The organism is Pseudomonas shirazensis (genome assembly GCF_014268785.2).
In the GTDB taxonomy this organism is placed as follows: domain Bacteria; phylum Pseudomonadota; class Gammaproteobacteria; order Pseudomonadales; family Pseudomonadaceae; genus Aquipseudomonas; species Aquipseudomonas shirazensis.
The window spans coordinates 407,137-420,565 of record NZ_JABWRD020000003.1; the positions used below are offsets into that span (position 1 = coordinate 407,137).

At 56.2% G+C, this 13,429-nt stretch carries 25 protein-coding genes; all 25 read left to right on the top strand.

Annotated elements, in window-relative coordinates; genetic code table 11:
• Positions 1–7: 7 nt before the first annotated feature.
• The 25 genes from rplB (at position 8) to HU736_RS17905 (ending at position 13,358) form a co-directional block, all read left to right on the top strand.
• A complete protein-coding gene (gene rplB / locus HU736_RS17785; RefSeq protein WP_103435163.1) occupies positions 8–832 on the top strand; it encodes a 50S ribosomal protein L2 in 825 nt (274 codons plus the stop codon).
• A 16-nt stretch (positions 833–848) separates the two neighbouring features.
• Entirely contained in the window at positions 849–1,124 is a 276-nt protein-coding gene (rpsS, locus tag HU736_RS17790) for a 30S ribosomal protein S19 (RefSeq protein ID WP_002555486.1), read from the top strand.
• A gap of 10 nt (positions 1,125–1,134) precedes the next feature.
• Positions 1,135–1,467, top strand: a complete 333-nt coding sequence (gene rplV, locus HU736_RS17795; RefSeq protein WP_003103908.1) for a 50S ribosomal protein L22 — start codon at positions 1,135–1,137, stop codon at positions 1,465–1,467.
• A 13-nt stretch (positions 1,468–1,480) separates the two neighbouring features.
• Positions 1,481–2,167, top strand: coding sequence for a 30S ribosomal protein S3 (gene rpsC / locus HU736_RS17800; RefSeq protein ID WP_003255481.1), 687 nt, complete (start codon positions 1,481–1,483; stop codon positions 2,165–2,167).
• Positions 2,168–2,179: 12 nt separating this feature from the next.
• Positions 2,180–2,593, top strand: coding sequence for a 50S ribosomal protein L16 (gene rplP, locus HU736_RS17805; protein WP_009397508.1), 414 nt, complete (start codon positions 2,180–2,182; stop codon positions 2,591–2,593).
• A complete protein-coding gene (rpmC, locus tag HU736_RS17810; protein ID WP_002555481.1) occupies positions 2,593–2,784 on the top strand; it encodes a 50S ribosomal protein L29 in 192 nt (63 codons plus the stop codon). The genes rplP and rpmC overlap by 1 nt, the downstream gene beginning before the upstream one ends.
• Before the next feature lie 2 nt (positions 2,785–2,786).
• Positions 2,787–3,053, top strand: coding sequence for a 30S ribosomal protein S17 (rpsQ, locus tag HU736_RS17815; RefSeq protein ID WP_101322342.1), 267 nt, complete (start codon positions 2,787–2,789; stop codon positions 3,051–3,053).
• A gap of 23 nt (positions 3,054–3,076) precedes the next feature.
• Positions 3,077–3,445: a 50S ribosomal protein L14 gene (gene rplN / locus HU736_RS17820; RefSeq protein ID WP_011063774.1), complete on the top strand. Its 369-nt coding sequence runs from the start codon at positions 3,077–3,079 to the stop codon at positions 3,443–3,445.
• An 11-nt stretch (positions 3,446–3,456) separates the two neighbouring features.
• Entirely contained in the window at positions 3,457–3,771 is a 315-nt protein-coding gene (rplX, locus tag HU736_RS17825; RefSeq protein ID WP_003255476.1) for a 50S ribosomal protein L24, read from the top strand.
• A gap of 20 nt (positions 3,772–3,791) precedes the next feature.
• The gene (rplE, locus tag HU736_RS17830; RefSeq protein ID WP_101322341.1) at positions 3,792–4,331 is read left to right on the top strand and encodes a 50S ribosomal protein L5; all 540 of its coding nucleotides are present in this window, start codon (positions 3,792–3,794) and stop codon (positions 4,329–4,331) included.
• Positions 4,332–4,344: 13 nt separating this feature from the next.
• Entirely contained in the window at positions 4,345–4,650 is a 306-nt protein-coding gene (rpsN, locus tag HU736_RS17835) for a 30S ribosomal protein S14 (RefSeq protein ID WP_101322340.1), read from the top strand.
• Positions 4,651–4,853: 203 nt separating this feature from the next.
• On the top strand, positions 4,854–5,246 hold the full coding sequence (gene rpsH, locus HU736_RS17840; protein ID WP_101322339.1) for a 30S ribosomal protein S8: 393 nt from the start codon (positions 4,854–4,856) through the stop codon (positions 5,244–5,246).
• 12 nt (positions 5,247–5,258) lie between these two features.
• Positions 5,259–5,792 (top strand): 50S ribosomal protein L6, encoded by a 534-nt coding sequence (gene rplF, locus HU736_RS17845; RefSeq protein ID WP_003255469.1) that lies wholly within the window; start codon positions 5,259–5,261, stop codon positions 5,790–5,792.
• A 10-nt stretch (positions 5,793–5,802) separates the two neighbouring features.
• Positions 5,803–6,153 (top strand): 50S ribosomal protein L18, encoded by a 351-nt coding sequence (gene rplR / locus HU736_RS17850; RefSeq protein ID WP_029614571.1) that lies wholly within the window; start codon positions 5,803–5,805, stop codon positions 6,151–6,153.
• 3 nt (positions 6,154–6,156) lie between these two features.
• On the top strand, positions 6,157–6,657 hold the full coding sequence (rpsE, locus tag HU736_RS17855; protein ID WP_003255465.1) for a 30S ribosomal protein S5: 501 nt from the start codon (positions 6,157–6,159) through the stop codon (positions 6,655–6,657).
• The gene (gene rpmD, locus HU736_RS17860; RefSeq protein ID WP_101322338.1) at positions 6,657–6,836 is read left to right on the top strand and encodes a 50S ribosomal protein L30; all 180 of its coding nucleotides are present in this window, start codon (positions 6,657–6,659) and stop codon (positions 6,834–6,836) included. The genes rpsE and rpmD overlap by 1 nt, the downstream gene beginning before the upstream one ends.
• 3 nt (positions 6,837–6,839) lie before the next feature.
• Positions 6,840–7,274: a 50S ribosomal protein L15 gene (rplO, locus tag HU736_RS17865; protein ID WP_010220318.1), complete on the top strand. Its 435-nt coding sequence runs from the start codon at positions 6,840–6,842 to the stop codon at positions 7,272–7,274.
• A complete protein-coding gene (gene secY, locus HU736_RS17870) occupies positions 7,275–8,606 on the top strand; it encodes a preprotein translocase subunit SecY (RefSeq protein ID WP_101322337.1) in 1,332 nt (443 codons plus the stop codon). It abuts the gene before it with no gap.
• A gap of 28 nt (positions 8,607–8,634) precedes the next feature.
• The gene (gene rpmJ / locus HU736_RS17875; RefSeq protein ID WP_011531897.1) at positions 8,635–8,751 is read left to right on the top strand and encodes a 50S ribosomal protein L36; all 117 of its coding nucleotides are present in this window, start codon (positions 8,635–8,637) and stop codon (positions 8,749–8,751) included.
• 131 nt (positions 8,752–8,882) lie between these two features.
• Entirely contained in the window at positions 8,883–9,239 is a 357-nt protein-coding gene (gene rpsM / locus HU736_RS17880) for a 30S ribosomal protein S13 (RefSeq protein WP_101322336.1), read from the top strand.
• 30 nt (positions 9,240–9,269) lie between these two features.
• The gene (rpsK, locus tag HU736_RS17885) at positions 9,270–9,659 is read left to right on the top strand and encodes a 30S ribosomal protein S11 (RefSeq protein WP_012270237.1); all 390 of its coding nucleotides are present in this window, start codon (positions 9,270–9,272) and stop codon (positions 9,657–9,659) included.
• Positions 9,660–9,674: 15 nt separating this feature from the next.
• Positions 9,675–10,295, top strand: coding sequence for a 30S ribosomal protein S4 (gene rpsD / locus HU736_RS17890; RefSeq protein ID WP_101322335.1), 621 nt, complete (start codon positions 9,675–9,677; stop codon positions 10,293–10,295).
• 22 nt (positions 10,296–10,317) lie between these two features.
• Positions 10,318–11,319 (top strand): DNA-directed RNA polymerase subunit alpha, encoded by a 1,002-nt coding sequence (locus HU736_RS17895; protein ID WP_003255452.1) that lies wholly within the window; start codon positions 10,318–10,320, stop codon positions 11,317–11,319.
• Between the two features lie 42 nt (positions 11,320–11,361).
• Positions 11,362–11,748 (top strand): 50S ribosomal protein L17, encoded by a 387-nt coding sequence (gene rplQ / locus HU736_RS17900; RefSeq protein ID WP_003255451.1) that lies wholly within the window; start codon positions 11,362–11,364, stop codon positions 11,746–11,748.
• A 170-nt stretch (positions 11,749–11,918) separates the two neighbouring features.
• Positions 11,919–13,358: a catalase gene (locus HU736_RS17905; protein WP_186701597.1), complete on the top strand. Its 1,440-nt coding sequence runs from the start codon at positions 11,919–11,921 to the stop codon at positions 13,356–13,358.
• Positions 13,359–13,429 lie beyond the last annotated feature (71 nt).

The window sequence follows — 13,429 nt, forward strand, 5'->3', positions numbered from 1 at the left end:
GTGCATCATGGCAATCGTTAAATGCAAACCGACTTCCCCTGGCCGCCGTTTCGTGGTCAAGGTGGTCAACAAGGAGCTGCATAAAGGCGCTCCTCACGCACCGCTGCTCGAGAAGAAATCGAAGTCTGGTGGTCGTAACAACAATGGCCGTATTACCACGCGTCACATTGGTGGTGGTCATAAGCAGCATTACCGTATGGTCGACTTCCGTCGCAATGACAAAGATGGCATTCCAGCCACTGTCGAGCGTATCGAATACGATCCAAACCGTACTGCTCACATCGCCCTGCTGTGCTACGCAGACGGTGAGCGTCGCTACATCATCGCCCCTAAAGGCGTGAGTGCTGGCGATCAGCTGATCGCAGGTTCGCTGGCCCCAATCAAGGCCGGTAACTCCCTGCAGCTGCGCAACATCCCAGTAGGTAGCACCATTCACGGCATCGAACTGAAGCCGGGTAAAGGTGCACAGATCGCTCGTTCCGCTGGTGCTTCGGCTCAGCTGATCGCTCGCGAAGGTGTCTACGTGACCCTGCGTCTGCGCTCTGGTGAAATGCGTAAAGTTCTGGCTGAGTGCCGTGCGACCCTGGGCGAAGTCTCGAACTCCGAGCACAGCCTGCGTTCGCTGGGTAAAGCTGGTGCCAAACGCTGGCGTGGCGTTCGCCCAACCGTTCGTGGTGTTGCCATGAACCCGGTTGACCACCCGCATGGTGGTGGTGAAGGTCGTACCTCCGGTGGTCGTCATCCGGTATCGCCATGGGGCTTCCCAACCAAGGGTGCGAAGACTCGTGGTAATAAGCGTACCGACAAAATGATCGTCCGTCGTCGCAAGTAAATAGAGGGATACGACAGTGCCACGTTCTCTGAAAAAAGGTCCTTTTATCGATCTTCACCTACTGAAGAAGATCGAAGTGGCGGCGGAAAAGAACGATCGCAAACCGGTGAAAACCTGGTCGCGTCGTTCGATGATCCTGCCACAAATGGTCGGTCTGACCATCGCGGTTCATAACGGTCGTCAACATGTCCCAGTTCTCGTGAACGAAGACATGGTCGGTCATAAACTGGGCGAGTTTGCCGGTACCCGCACTTATCGTGGGCACGTGGCTGACAAGAAAGCCAAGCGTTAAGGGGTAGGAAATGGAAGTAGCCGCTAAGTTGTCGGGCGCTCGAATCTCCGCCCAGAAAGCCCGCTTGGTCGCCGACCAGATCCGCGGGAAGAAGGTGGGCGAAGCGCTCAACCTGTTGGCCTTCAGCAGCAAAAAAGCCGCTGAAATCATGAAGAAAGTCCTCGAGTCGGCCGTTGCCAACGCCGAACACAACGAAGGCGCAGACGTTGATGACCTGAAGGTCTCCACCGTTTTCGTCAACGAAGGGCGTTCGCTGAAGCGCATCATGCCGCGTGCCAAAGGCCGCGCTGATCGCATCGTCAAGCGGTCTTGCCATATCACTGTCAAGGTTGCGGACAAGTAACGGAGTCGATCAGATGGGTCAGAAAGTACATCCCACTGGCATTCGCCTGGGAATCGTCAAGGAGCACACGTCCGTCTGGTATGCAGATGGCGCGACTTACGCAGATTACCTGTTGAAGGATCTGAAAACTCGTGAGTACCTCCAAGACAAATTAAAAAGCGCGTCCGTAAGCCGTATCGATATCCATCGTCCGGCCCAAACTGCACGCATCACCATCCACACCGCTCGTCCAGGTATCGTTATCGGGAAGAAAGGTGAAGATGTTGAGAAGCTGCGTCAGGACCTGACCAAGCAGATGGGTGTGCCTGTGCACATCAACATCGAAGAGATCCGCAAGCCGGAACTCGACGCCATGCTGGTTGCGCAAAGCGTAGCTCAGCAGCTGGAGCGCCGCGTAATGTTCCGTCGTGCTATGAAGCGCGCCGTGCAGAACGCCATGCGTATTGGTGCCAAGGGCATCAAGATCCAGGTGAGCGGTCGTCTCGGCGGTGCCGAGATTGCTCGTACCGAGTGGTATCGCGAAGGTCGTGTGCCGTTGCACACCCTGCGTGCTGATATCGACTACAACACCTACGAAGCTCACACCACTTATGGTGTGATCGGTGTGAAGGTTTGGATCTTCAAAGGCGAAGTAATTGGTGGTCGCCAAGAAGAGCTGAAACCACAAGCACCAGCGCCTCGTAAAAAAGCTGCTAAGTAAGGGGTACGCCAAATGTTGCAACCTAAGCGTACAAAATTCCGCAAGCAGATGACCGGCCACAACCGTGGTCTGGCACTGCGCGGTAGCAAGGTCAGCTTCGGCGAATTCGCCTTGAAAGCTGTCGCCCGCGGTCGCCTCACCGCTCGCCAGATCGAGTCTGCACGTCGTGCTTTGACTCGTCACGTTAAGCGTGGCGGCAAGATCTGGATCCGTGTGTTCCCGGACAAGCCGGTTACCAAGAAGCCTCTTGAAGTGCGGATGGGTAAAGGTAAGGGTTCCGTGGAATACTGGGTTGCCCAGATCCAGCCAGGCAAAGTCCTGTATGAGATCGAGGGTGTTTCTGAAGAGCTGGCGCGCGAAGCATTCGCCTTGGCTGCTGCAAAGCTGCCACTCGCCACCTCCTTTGTTAAGCGGACGGTGATGTGATGAAAGCGAATGAACTTCGTGAAAAATCGGCACAGCAGCTGAACGAGCAACTGCTCGGCCTGCTGCGCGACCAGTTCAATCTGCGTATGCAGAAAGCAACTGGCCAGTTGGGGCAGTCGCACCTGCTCTCGCAAGTTAAGCGTGACATCGCTCGCGTGAAAACTGTGCTCAACCAGCAGGCAGGTAAGTGATCATGGCTGAAGCTGAAAAAACCGTCCGTACGCTGACTGGCCGTGTCGTCAGCGACAAAATGGACAAGACCATCACCGTTCTGATCGAGCGTCGCGTAAAGCACCCGATCTACGGTAAATACGTTAAGCGTTCGACTAAGCTGCACGCGCACGACGAAACCAATCAGTGCAAAATCGGCGACAAAGTTTCCATTAGCGAAACTCGTCCGCTGGCCAAGACCAAGTCTTGGGCACTGGTTGAAGTCCTCGAACGCGCTGTTGAAGTCTAAGGGCTAGGGGTCGGAGAAATTTTATGATTCAGACTCAATCCATGCTCGATGTGGCCGATAACAGCGGCGCTCGTCGCGTCATGTGCATCAAGGTGCTCGGCGGTTCCCACCGTCGTTACGCCGGCATCGGTGACATCATCAAAGTAACCGTCAAGGAAGCAATTCCGCGCGGTAAGGTCAAAAAAGGCCAGGTGATGACCGCCGTAGTCGTACGTACCCGTCATGGTGTACGTCGCGCTGACGGTTCCATCATTCGTTTCGACGGTAACGCTGCTGTTCTGCTGAACAACAAGCAAGAGCCGATCGGCACTCGCATCTTCGGGCCAGTGACCCGTGAACTTCGCAACGAGAAGTTCATGAAGATCGTCTCGCTCGCCCCTGAAGTGCTCTAAGGAGATCCGACATGCAAAAGATTCGTCGTGACGACGAGATCATCGTGATCGCCGGCAAAGACAAAGGTAAGCGCGGTAAGGTGCTGAAGGTTCTCGCTGACGACCGTCTGGTCATCGGTGGTGTAAACCTGGTCAAGCGCCATACCAAGCCTAACCCGATGGCGGGCGTACAGGGCGGTATCGTCGAGAAAGAAGCGCCTCTGCACGCTTCCAACGTTGCCATTTTCAATGGTGAAACCAACAAGGCTGACCGCGTTGGCTTCAAGGTTGAAGACGGCAAGAAAATTCGTGTCTTCAAGTCGACCCAGAAAGCGGTTGATGCTTGAACACTGCTAGGTAGAAGACAATGGCACGACTCAAAGAGATTTACCGGAACGAAATCGCTCCCAAGCTTAAGGAAGAACTTAAGCTCGCGAACGTGATGGAAGTTCCACGCGTAACCAAGATCACCCTGAACATGGGTCTGGGCGAAGCTGTCGGTGACAAAAAAGTCATCGAAAACGCTGTAGCCGACCTGGAAAAGATCACCGGTCAAAAGCCGGTCGTGACTTTCGCTCGCAAGTCGATTGCGGGTTTCAAGGTTCGTGAAGGTTGGCCGATCGGCGTTAAAGTTACTCTGCGCCGTGACCGTATGTACGAGTTCCTGGACCGCCTGCTGGCGATCTCCCTGCCTCGGGTTCGCGACTTCCGCGGCCTGAATGCCAAGTCCTTCGATGGTCGTGGCAACTACAGCATGGGCGTGAAAGAGCAGATCATCTTCCCGGAAATCGACTACGACAAGATCGATGCTCTGCGCGGTCTGGACATTACCCTGACCACCACTGCTCGTTCGGATGACGAAGGCCGCGCTCTGCTGCGTGCATTCAAATTCCCGTTCCGCAACTGATTGGAGTAGGAAAATGGCCAAGAAGAGCATGAAAAACCGCGAGCTGAAGCGTCAGCTCACGGTAGCCAAGTACGCCAAAAAGCGTGCCGAGCTGAAAGCGACCATCGTCAACCTGAACGCATCGCCAGAAGAGCGTTATGCCGCCGTCGTCGCACTGCAAAAGCAGCCGCGTGACGCCAGCGCCGCTCGTCTGCGCAACCGTTGCCGCCTGACCGGCCGTCCTCACGGTGTATACCGTAAGTTTGGTCTGGGCCGTAACATGCTGCGTCAAGCTGCAATGCGTGGTGACGTACCAGGTCTGGTTAAAGCCAGCTGGTAAGCACCAGGGTTCTGGCGGAAGGGGAGCAATCTTCCGACCGCCGGTGACCTCGCTTCTAAACAAGCCCCTATATGGGGCTTGTTTCGTTTCTAGGTTGTGTCTAGAATGATCGGCTCACCCGAGCCCGGGTCTTTTGTCCTGGGTGCTTGGGTGGTTGTGATAGCCGAGAGGCTAATAATTCTTGTATCAGGAGCATCTAGCCCATGAGTATGCAGGACCCGTTAGCGGACATGCTAACTCGCATCCGTAATGCCCAGATGGCTGAAAAGTCCGTCGTAAGCATGCCTTCTTCGACTCTGAAGGTTGCGGTTGCCCAAGTTCTGAAGGACGAAGGTTACATCGCTGGTTACCAGGTAAGCAGCGAAGTCAAACCCTCCCTGTCGATCGAGCTGAAGTACTTCGAAGGCCGTCCGGTCATCGAAGAGCTGAAGCGCGCCAGCCGACCAGGCCTGCGTCAGTACAAGGCCGTTACAGATCTGCCGAAAGTTCGTGGCGGTCTGGGCGTGTCTATCGTCTCCACCAACAAAGGTGTGATGACGGATCGTGCTGCACGTGCCGCCGGTGTTGGTGGCGAAGTTCTGTGCACAGTGTTCTAAGGGGGGATAAGCATGTCTCGCGTCGCTAAGAACCCCGTAAAGCTGCCGTCCGGTGTCGAAGTCAAATTCGCCGGCCAACAGCTTTCGGTGAAGGGTGCCAAGGGCACTCTCGAACTGAACGTTCATTCGTCTGTTGAAGTTACCGAAGAGTCTGGTGAGCTGCGTTTTGTCGCTCGCAATGGTGACCAGCAAGCTCGCGCCATGGCCGGTACTACCCGCGCTCTGGTGAACAACATGGTCCAAGGCGTAAGCCAAGGCTTCGAGCGCAAGCTCCAGCTGGTCGGTGTTGGTTACAAGGCTCAGGCCAAAGGCACCGTCCTGAACCTGGCTCTGGGCTTCTCTCACCCAGTAGACTACGAGCTTCCAGCCGGCATCACCGCTGAAACGCCTAGCCAGACCGATATCCTGATCAAGGGCATCGACAAGCAGCTGGTAGGTCAGGTGGCCGCTGAAATCCGCGACTTCCGTCCACCAGAGCCGTACAAAGGCAAAGGTGTGCGTTACGCGGACGAAGTCGTCCGTCGTAAAGAAGCCAAGAAGAAGTAGGGCCTAGCAAATGACCGACAAAAAAGTTACTCGACTGCGTCGCGCTCGCAAAGCACGCCTGAAAATGCACGAGCTCGAAGCCGTGCGTTTGTGCGTGTTCCGCTCCTCGCAGCACATTTATGCCCAAGTCATCTCGGCCGACGGCAGCAAGGTTCTGGCAAGCGCCTCTACCTTGGACAAAGACCTGCGTGATGGCGCCACCGGCAACATCGACGCGGCCACTAAGGTTGGCAAGCTGGTAGCTGAGCGCGCGAAAGCCGCCGGTGTATCTCAAGTTGCCTTTGACCGTTCCGGCTTCAAGTACCATGGCCGCGTCAAAGCGCTGGCTGATGCTGCTCGTGAAGGCGGGCTGGAGTTCTAAGTTATGGCAAATAACGATCAAAAGCGCGACGAAGGCTACATCGAGAAGCTGGTTCAAGTTAACCGCGTAGCCAAGACCGTCAAAGGCGGCCGTATCTTCACCTTCACCGCGTTGACCGTGGTTGGTGATGGTAAGGGCCGTGTAGGCTTCGGCCGTGGCAAATCGCGCGAAGTACCAGCCGCGATCCAGAAAGCCATGGAAGCTGCCCGTCGCAACATGATTCAGGTTGACCTGAAAGGCACCACTCTGCAGTACGCCACCAAGGCCGCCCACGGCGCCTCGAAGGTTTACATGCAGCCTGCCTCCGAAGGTACCGGTATCATCGCTGGCGGCGCTATGCGTGCTGTCCTGGAAGTTGCTGGTGTCCAGAACGTTCTGGCCAAGTGCTACGGTTCGACCAACCCAGTGAACGTGGTTTACGCCACCTTCAAGGGTCTGAAGGCCATGCAATCTCCTGAATCCATTGCTGCCAAGCGCGGCAAGAGCGTTGAGGAGATCTTCTAATGGCTGCCACCGTTAAAGTCACGCTGATCAAAAGCACCGCCGGCCGTCTGCCTAACCACAAACTGTGTGTTAAAGGCCTGGGTCTGCGTCGCATTGGTCACACCGTAGAAGTACTTGATACTCCCGAGAATCGCGGGATGATCAACAAGGCTTACTACATGCTGCGCGTCGAGGGTTAATCGATGAAACTCAATGATCTGAGTCCAGCGCCGGGTTCCCGTCGCGAGAAGCATCGTCCGGGTCGTGGTATCGGTAGCGGTTTGGGTAAGACTGGTGGCCGCGGCCACAAAGGTCAGACCTCCCGTTCCGGTGGCACCATCGCTCCGGGCTTCGAAGGCGGTCAACAGCCGCTGCACCGTCGTCTGCCGAAATTCGGCTTCGTTTCGCTGAAAGCCATGGACCGCGCAGAAGTGCGTCTGTCCGAGCTGGCCAAAGTGGAAGGCGATGTTGTCACCGTGCAATCCTTGAAGGATGCCAACGTGATCAACCAGAACGTACAGCGTGTGAAAATCATGCTGTCTGGCGAAGTCACTCGCGCAGTTACCATCAAGGGCATCGCAGCCACCAAAGGTGCGCGTGCGGCTATCGAAGCAGCTGGCGGCAAATTCGAGGAATAAATGGCTAAGCAAGGTGCTCTCTCTTCGCTCGGTAAGGGCGGGATGTCGGAACTCTGGGCTCGTCTGCGCTTTCTGTTCATGGCGATCATCGTCTATCGAATAGGTGCGCATATCCCGGTGCCTGGCATCAACCCGGACCGTCTGGCGGATCTGTTTCGACAGAATGAGGGGACCATTCTTAGCTTGTTCAACATGTTTTCCGGTGGTGCGCTTGAGCGCATGAGCATCTTTGCACTGGGGATCATGCCGTACATCTCGGCATCGATCATCATGCAGCTCATGACCGCTGTCAGCCCACAGCTGGAGCAGTTGAAGAAGGAAGGTGAAGCTGGCCGTCGCAAGATCAGCCAGTACACCCGCTACCTCACTGTAATCCTGGCATTGGTTCAAGCGATTGGCATGTCCATTGGCTTGGCCAACCAGGGCGTGGCGTTCTCTGCAAGCCTTGGCTTCCATGTGGTTGCCGTCTCCACCTTCGTGGCAGGCGCAATGTTCATGATGTGGCTGGGTGAGCAGATTACCGAGCGCGGTGTGGGCAACGGTATCTCGATGTTGATTTTCGCGGGTATCGTTGCCGGTCTTCCGAGAGCAATCGGGCAGTCTTTCGAGTCTGCGCGCACAGGCGATATCAACATTTTCGCCCTGGTCGCTATCGGTTTGCTGGCAGTAGCGATTATCGGTTTTGTGGTGTTCATTGAGCGTGGTCAGCGTCGAATCGCCGTTCACTACGCCAAGCGTCAGCAGGGCCGCAAGGTCTTTGCTGCGCAGACCAGCCACTTGCCGCTCAAGGTGAACATGGCAGGGGTAATCCCGGCTATTTTCGCCAGCAGCATTCTGCTGTTCCCGGCTTCGCTGGGTGCCTGGTTCGGTCAGTCTGAAGGTATGGGCTGGCTGCAAGACATCTCGCAGTCGATCGCTCCTGGTCAGCCGTTGAACATTTTGCTGTTTAGTGCAGGGATCATTTTCTTCTGCTTCTTCTACACAGCGTTGATGTTCAACCCGAAAGACGTAGCGGAAAACCTGAAGAAGTCCGGTGCCTTTATTCCGGGTATCCGTCCTGGTGAGCAGTCGGCGCGCTACATTGATGGCGTTCTGACTCGTCTGACCATGTTCGGTGCTCTTTACATGATGGCCGTATGCCTTCTGCCCCAGTTCCTTGTGGTGGCTGCAAACGTGCCGTTCTATCTCGGCGGGACGTCGTTGTTGATCGTGGTAGTGGTTGTGATGGACTTCATGTCCCAAGTACAATCCCACCTCGTTTCGCACCAGTACGAATCCCTGATGAAGAAAGCCAACCTGAAAGGCTATGGCGGCAGCAGCTTGCTGCGCTGACAGGCCCCTAAGGTTCGAGGAGTTGGTCATGAAAGTTCGTGCATCGGTGAAAAAGCTGTGCCGTAACTGCAAGATTATTCGCCGCGAAGGTATCGTGCGAGTAATTTGCAGCGCGGAACCGCGTCACAAGCAGCGCCAAGGCTGAGTGTGATCCGCGCTACAAGCCCAGCAGCTAGTGCGCTGCTGGGTTGATTAATTGTTTCTACAGCGATATTATCTCGCGCCCTATTTCTTGGCTTCCGGGGCGTAGGTAGCTGTCAATTGGAGTCCCACTGAATGGCCCGTATTGCAGGCGTCAACATTCCAGATAACAAGCACACTGTTATCTCGCTGACCTACATCTATGGTGTCGGTCGCACAACTGCACAGAAGATTTGTGCAGACACTGGGGTTAACCCAGCCGCAAAGATCAAGGATCTGAGCGACGAGCAGATTGAAACGCTGCGTAGCGAAGTCGCCAAGTTCACCACTGAAGGTGATCTGCGCCGTGACATCAACATGAAGATCAAACGCTTGATGGACCTGGGCTGCTACCGCGGTCTGCGCCATCGTAAAGGTCTGCCGGTTCGCGGTCAGCGCACCAAGACCAATGCACGCACCCGTAAGGGCCCGCGTAAGCCGATCCGCAAGTAATCGCACCAGCGAATCGACAGGAAAATAGACATGGCAAAACCTGCTGCTCGTCCTCGTAAAAAAATCAAAAAGACAGTGGTTGATGGCATCGCCCACATCCACGCGTCTTTCAACAACACCATCGTGACCATCACCGACCGTCAGGGCAATGCTTTGTCCTGGGCAACGTCCGGTGGTTCGGGTTTCCGTGGTTCGCGCAAATCCACCCCGTTTGCAGCTCAGATTGCTGCTGAACGAGCTGGTCAAGCTGCGCTGGAATACGGTCTGAAAAACCTCGACGTAAACGTCAAGGGTCCAGGTCCAGGTCGTGAGTCCGCCGTTCGTGCTTTGAACAGCTGCGGCTACAAGATCGCCAGCATCACCGACGTGACGCCAATCCCGCATAACGGGTGCCGTCCGCCGAAGAAGCGTCGCGTGTAATCAGGAGACAGATAAATGGCACGTTACATTGGTCCAAAATGCAAACTGTCTCGCCGTGAAGGCACTGACCTTTTCCTGAAGAGCGGCGTTCGCGCTCTGGAATCGAAGTGCAACATCGAAGCAGCCCCAGGTATCCACGGCCAGCGCCGTGGCCGTCAGTCCGACTACGGTACCCAGCTGCGCGAGAAACAAAAAGTCCGTCGTATCTACGGTGTTCTGGAGCGTCAGTTCCGCGGTTACTACCAAGCTGCAGCCTCGAAAAAAGGCGCAACTGGTGAGAACCTGCTGCAACTGCTCGAGTGCCGTCTGGATAACGTCGTTTACCGTATGGGCTTCGGCTCGACTCGTTCCGAGTCGCGTCAGCTGGTTTCGCACAAAGCGATCAGCGTCAACGGTAAGACTGTAAACATTCCATCTTACCAAGTTCGTCCGGGTGACGTGGTCTCGGTTCGTGAGAAATCGCTGAACCAGCTGCGCATTGTTCAAGCCCTTGAACTGTGCTCTCAGCGCGGCCGCGTTGAGTGGGTAGACGTGGATGCTGCTAAAAAGTCGGGCGTTTTCAAGAACGTTCCTGCTCGCAGCGACCTGTCTGCCGACATCAACGAAAACCTGATTGTCGAGCTCTACTCCAAGTAAGGGCTAGAAAATAGGTGCATCCATGCAGATTTCGGTAAATGAGTTCCTGACTCCCCGCCACATTGATGTGCAGGTAGTCAGTCCGACCCGCGCCAAGATTACGCTCGAGCCTCTCGAGCGTGGTTTCGGCCATACCCTGGGCAACGCGCTGCGCCGCATCCTGTTGTCCTCCATGCCTGGCTGTGCAGTAGTCGAGGCCGAGATCGATGGCGTACTCCATGAGTACTCCGCGATCGAAGGTGTACAGGAAGACGTAATTGAAATCCTGTTGAACCTGAAAGGCCTGGCTATCAAACTGCACGGTCGTGACGAAGTTACGCTGACCTTGTCGAAAAAGGGTTCGGGGGTGGTTACCGCTGCCGATATTCAGCTGGATCACGATGTCGAGATCGTCAACCCCGATCACGTAATCGCGAACCTGGCGTCCAACGGCGCCCTGAACATGAAGCTCACTGTAGCTCGTGGTCGCGGTTACGAGCCGGCCGACTCTCGTCAGACTGACGAAGATGAAAGCCGCAGCATTGGCCGTCTTCAGCTGGACGCTTCGTTCAGCCCGGTGCGTCGTATCGCCTATGTGGTCGAAAACGCCCGTGTTGAGCAGCGTACCAACCTGGACAAGCTGGTCATTGATCTGGAAACCAACGGTACTCTGGACCCAGAAGAGGCAATCCGTCGTGCCGCGACCATCCTGCAACAGCAGCTGGCCGCGTTCGTGGATCTCAAAGGTGACAGTGAGCCGGTAGTGGTCGAGCAGGAAGACGAGATCGATCCGATCCTGCTGCGTCCGGTTGACGACCTGGAACTGACCGTACGGTCTGCCAACTGCCTCAAGGCGGAGAACATCTACTACATCGGCGACCTGATTCAGCGCACCGAAGTAGAGCTGTTGAAAACTCCTAACCTGGGCAAGAAGTCCCTGACTGAAATCAAGGACGTTTTGGCTTCCCGTGGTCTGTCCCTCGGCATGCGCCTCGACAACTGGCCGCCTGCAAGTCTTAAGAAGGACGACAAGGCGACTGCCTGATCGTCGTAATCACCGAACGTAGTGTTTGGTAAGGAATGAATCATGCGTCATCGTAAAAGTGGACGTCACCTGAGCCGTACCAGCTCTCACCGCAAGGCTATGTTCCAGAACATGGCAGTGTCGTTGATCGAGCACGAGCTGATCAAAACTACTCTGCCAAAAGCCAAGGAACTGCGCCGCGTTGCCGAGCCGCTGATCACCCTGGCCAAGGAAGATAGCGTAGCCAACCGTCGTCTGGCTTTCGACCGTACCCGTTCGAAATCCGCTGTTGGCAAGCTCTTCAACGATCTGGGCAAGCGCTACGCCACCCGTCAGGGCGGCTACCTGCGTATCCTGAAGTGCGGTTTCCGCGCTGGCGACAACGCGCCTATGGCGTACGTCGAGCTGGTTGATCGTCCAGTCGGTGGTGCTGTAGAAGCTGCCGAGTAAGACGTTCTGTCTGCTACAAAAAACCGGGCCTAGTGCCCGGTTTTTTGTGTCTGTAATTATTGTTAATTCCTATCGCCGCTACTCGATCAATGAATTAGCTCTTGTCATGCCGCTCCCCGATACTGTCCGCAAGCCGACAAACGGCAGATCAAGACCGTCAAGGAGAGCCCATGAGCAAGATTCTTACCACCGCCAGCGGTGCACCTGTAGCTGACAACCAGAATTCCCGTTCGGCCGGCCCTCGCGGCCCGCTGCTTCTCGACGACTTCCACCTGCTGGAAAAACTCGCCCACTTCAACCGCGAGAACATCCCTGAGCGCCGTGTGCACGCCAAGGGCTCTGGCGCCTACGGTACCTTCACCGTAACCCGCGATATCACCCGCTACACCTGCGCCAAACTGTTCGACAAGGTTGGCAAGCAAACCGAGACCTTTTTGCGGTTCTCCACCGTAGGTGGCGAGCGCGGCTCGGCTGACACCGAGCGTGACCCGCGTGGCTTCGCGCTCAAGTTCTACACCGAAGAAGGCAATTGGGACATCGTGGGCAACAACACCCCGGTGTTTTTCATCCGCGACCCGCTGAAGTTTCCTGACTTCATCCACACGCAGAAGCGCCATCCGCAGAGCAACCTGAAGAACGCCCAGATGATGTGGGACTTCTGGTCGCATTCGCCTGAGGCGCTGCACCAGGTCACGATCCTGTTCTCTGATCGGGGTATCCCGGACGGCTACCGTCACATGCACGGCTTCGGCAGCCATACCTACAGCCTGATCAGCGCGAGCGGTGAGCGCACGTGGGTCAAATGGCACTACAAGACTCAGCAGGGCATCAAGAACCTGGCACCGGCCGAAGCAGCGCGTCTGGCGGGTACTGACCCTGATTACGCCCAGCGTGACCTGTTCGAGGCGATTGAACGCGGTGACTATCCGCGCTGGACTGTGTGCATTCAGGTCATGAGCGAGGAGCAGGCAGCCAATCGGGCGGAGAATCCTTTCGATGTGACCAAGACCTGGTCGCAGAAGGAATTCCCGTTGATCGAGGTTGGCGTGCTTGAGCTCAACCGCAACCCGCTCAACTACTTTGCCGAAGTCGAACAAGCCACCTTCGGCCCGAGCAATATGGTTCCAGGTGTCGGCCTGTCGCCAGACCGGATGCTGCAGGGGCGTGTGTTTGCCTATGCCGATGCGCACCGCTACCGCGTAGGCACCAATCACCAGCATCTGCCGGTCAACGCCGCTCGCAGCCCGGTGAACAGCTATCAGCGCGATGGCGCGATGGCTTCCGGTAGCTATGGCAGTGCGCCCAACTACGAGCCGAACAGCTACAGCGACGCGCCCAAGCAGTCGCCGCAGCATGCCGAGCCGGCGCTTGCCTTGAACGGCGCAGCCGATCGTCACGACCACCGTGAGGACGGCGATTACTACAGCCACGCCGGCGCCTTGTTCCGCTTGATGAGCCCTGAGCAGCAAACACTGCTGATCAACAACATTGCCGGCACCATGGCGGGTGTCAGCGCAGTTGTGGTGATGCGCCAGTTGCAGCACTTCTCCAAGGCAGATCCAGCCTACGGCGAAGGAGTTGCGAAGGCGTTGGGGCTGAATCTCGCCTGACTCGGAATGATAAGTAGAACCGCCCTCATTTGGGCGGTTTTTCAATGAATATCACTACTGTTTAGGCGTTT

What these genes read in the sequence shown, in the direction of transcription:
- rpmD (WP_101322338.1), top strand. Translation starts at nt 6,657, where the DNA reads ATGGCTGCCACCGTTAAAGTCACGCTGATCAAAAGCACCGCCGGCCGT.
- rplO (WP_010220318.1), top strand. Translation starts at nt 6,840, where the DNA reads ATGAAACTCAATGATCTGAGTCCAGCGCCGGGTTCCCGTCGCGAGAAG.
- rpsQ (WP_101322342.1), top strand. Translation starts at nt 2,787, where the DNA reads ATGGCTGAAGCTGAAAAAACCGTCCGTACGCTGACTGGCCGTGTCGTC.
- rplV (WP_003103908.1), top strand. Translation starts at nt 1,135, where the DNA reads ATGGAAGTAGCCGCTAAGTTGTCGGGCGCTCGAATCTCCGCCCAGAAA.
- rplE (WP_101322341.1), top strand. Translation starts at nt 3,792, where the DNA reads ATGGCACGACTCAAAGAGATTTACCGGAACGAAATCGCTCCCAAGCTT.
- rplF (WP_003255469.1), top strand. Translation starts at nt 5,259, where the DNA reads ATGTCTCGCGTCGCTAAGAACCCCGTAAAGCTGCCGTCCGGTGTCGAA.
- rpsE (WP_003255465.1), top strand. Translation starts at nt 6,157, where the DNA reads ATGGCAAATAACGATCAAAAGCGCGACGAAGGCTACATCGAGAAGCTG.
- rplN (WP_011063774.1), top strand. Translation starts at nt 3,077, where the DNA reads ATGATTCAGACTCAATCCATGCTCGATGTGGCCGATAACAGCGGCGCT.
- rpsH (WP_101322339.1), top strand. Translation starts at nt 4,854, where the DNA reads ATGAGTATGCAGGACCCGTTAGCGGACATGCTAACTCGCATCCGTAAT.
- rplR (WP_029614571.1), top strand. Translation starts at nt 5,803, where the DNA reads ATGACCGACAAAAAAGTTACTCGACTGCGTCGCGCTCGCAAAGCACGC.
- HU736_RS17905 (WP_186701597.1), top strand. Translation starts at nt 11,919, where the DNA reads ATGAGCAAGATTCTTACCACCGCCAGCGGTGCACCTGTAGCTGACAAC.
- rpsC (WP_003255481.1), top strand. Translation starts at nt 1,481, where the DNA reads ATGGGTCAGAAAGTACATCCCACTGGCATTCGCCTGGGAATCGTCAAG.
- rpmJ (WP_011531897.1), top strand. Translation starts at nt 8,635, where the DNA reads ATGAAAGTTCGTGCATCGGTGAAAAAGCTGTGCCGTAACTGCAAGATT.
- HU736_RS17895 (WP_003255452.1), top strand. Translation starts at nt 10,318, where the DNA reads ATGCAGATTTCGGTAAATGAGTTCCTGACTCCCCGCCACATTGATGTG.
- rpsD (WP_101322335.1), top strand. Translation starts at nt 9,675, where the DNA reads ATGGCACGTTACATTGGTCCAAAATGCAAACTGTCTCGCCGTGAAGGC.
- rpsN (WP_101322340.1), top strand. Translation starts at nt 4,345, where the DNA reads ATGGCCAAGAAGAGCATGAAAAACCGCGAGCTGAAGCGTCAGCTCACG.
- rplQ (WP_003255451.1), top strand. Translation starts at nt 11,362, where the DNA reads ATGCGTCATCGTAAAAGTGGACGTCACCTGAGCCGTACCAGCTCTCAC.
- rplX (WP_003255476.1), top strand. Translation starts at nt 3,457, where the DNA reads ATGCAAAAGATTCGTCGTGACGACGAGATCATCGTGATCGCCGGCAAA.
- rpmC (WP_002555481.1), top strand. Translation starts at nt 2,593, where the DNA reads ATGAAAGCGAATGAACTTCGTGAAAAATCGGCACAGCAGCTGAACGAG.
- rplP (WP_009397508.1), top strand. Translation starts at nt 2,180, where the DNA reads ATGTTGCAACCTAAGCGTACAAAATTCCGCAAGCAGATGACCGGCCAC.
- rplB (WP_103435163.1), top strand. Translation starts at nt 8, where the DNA reads ATGGCAATCGTTAAATGCAAACCGACTTCCCCTGGCCGCCGTTTCGTG.
- rpsM (WP_101322336.1), top strand. Translation starts at nt 8,883, where the DNA reads ATGGCCCGTATTGCAGGCGTCAACATTCCAGATAACAAGCACACTGTT.
- secY (WP_101322337.1), top strand. Translation starts at nt 7,275, where the DNA reads ATGGCTAAGCAAGGTGCTCTCTCTTCGCTCGGTAAGGGCGGGATGTCG.
- rpsK (WP_012270237.1), top strand. Translation starts at nt 9,270, where the DNA reads ATGGCAAAACCTGCTGCTCGTCCTCGTAAAAAAATCAAAAAGACAGTG.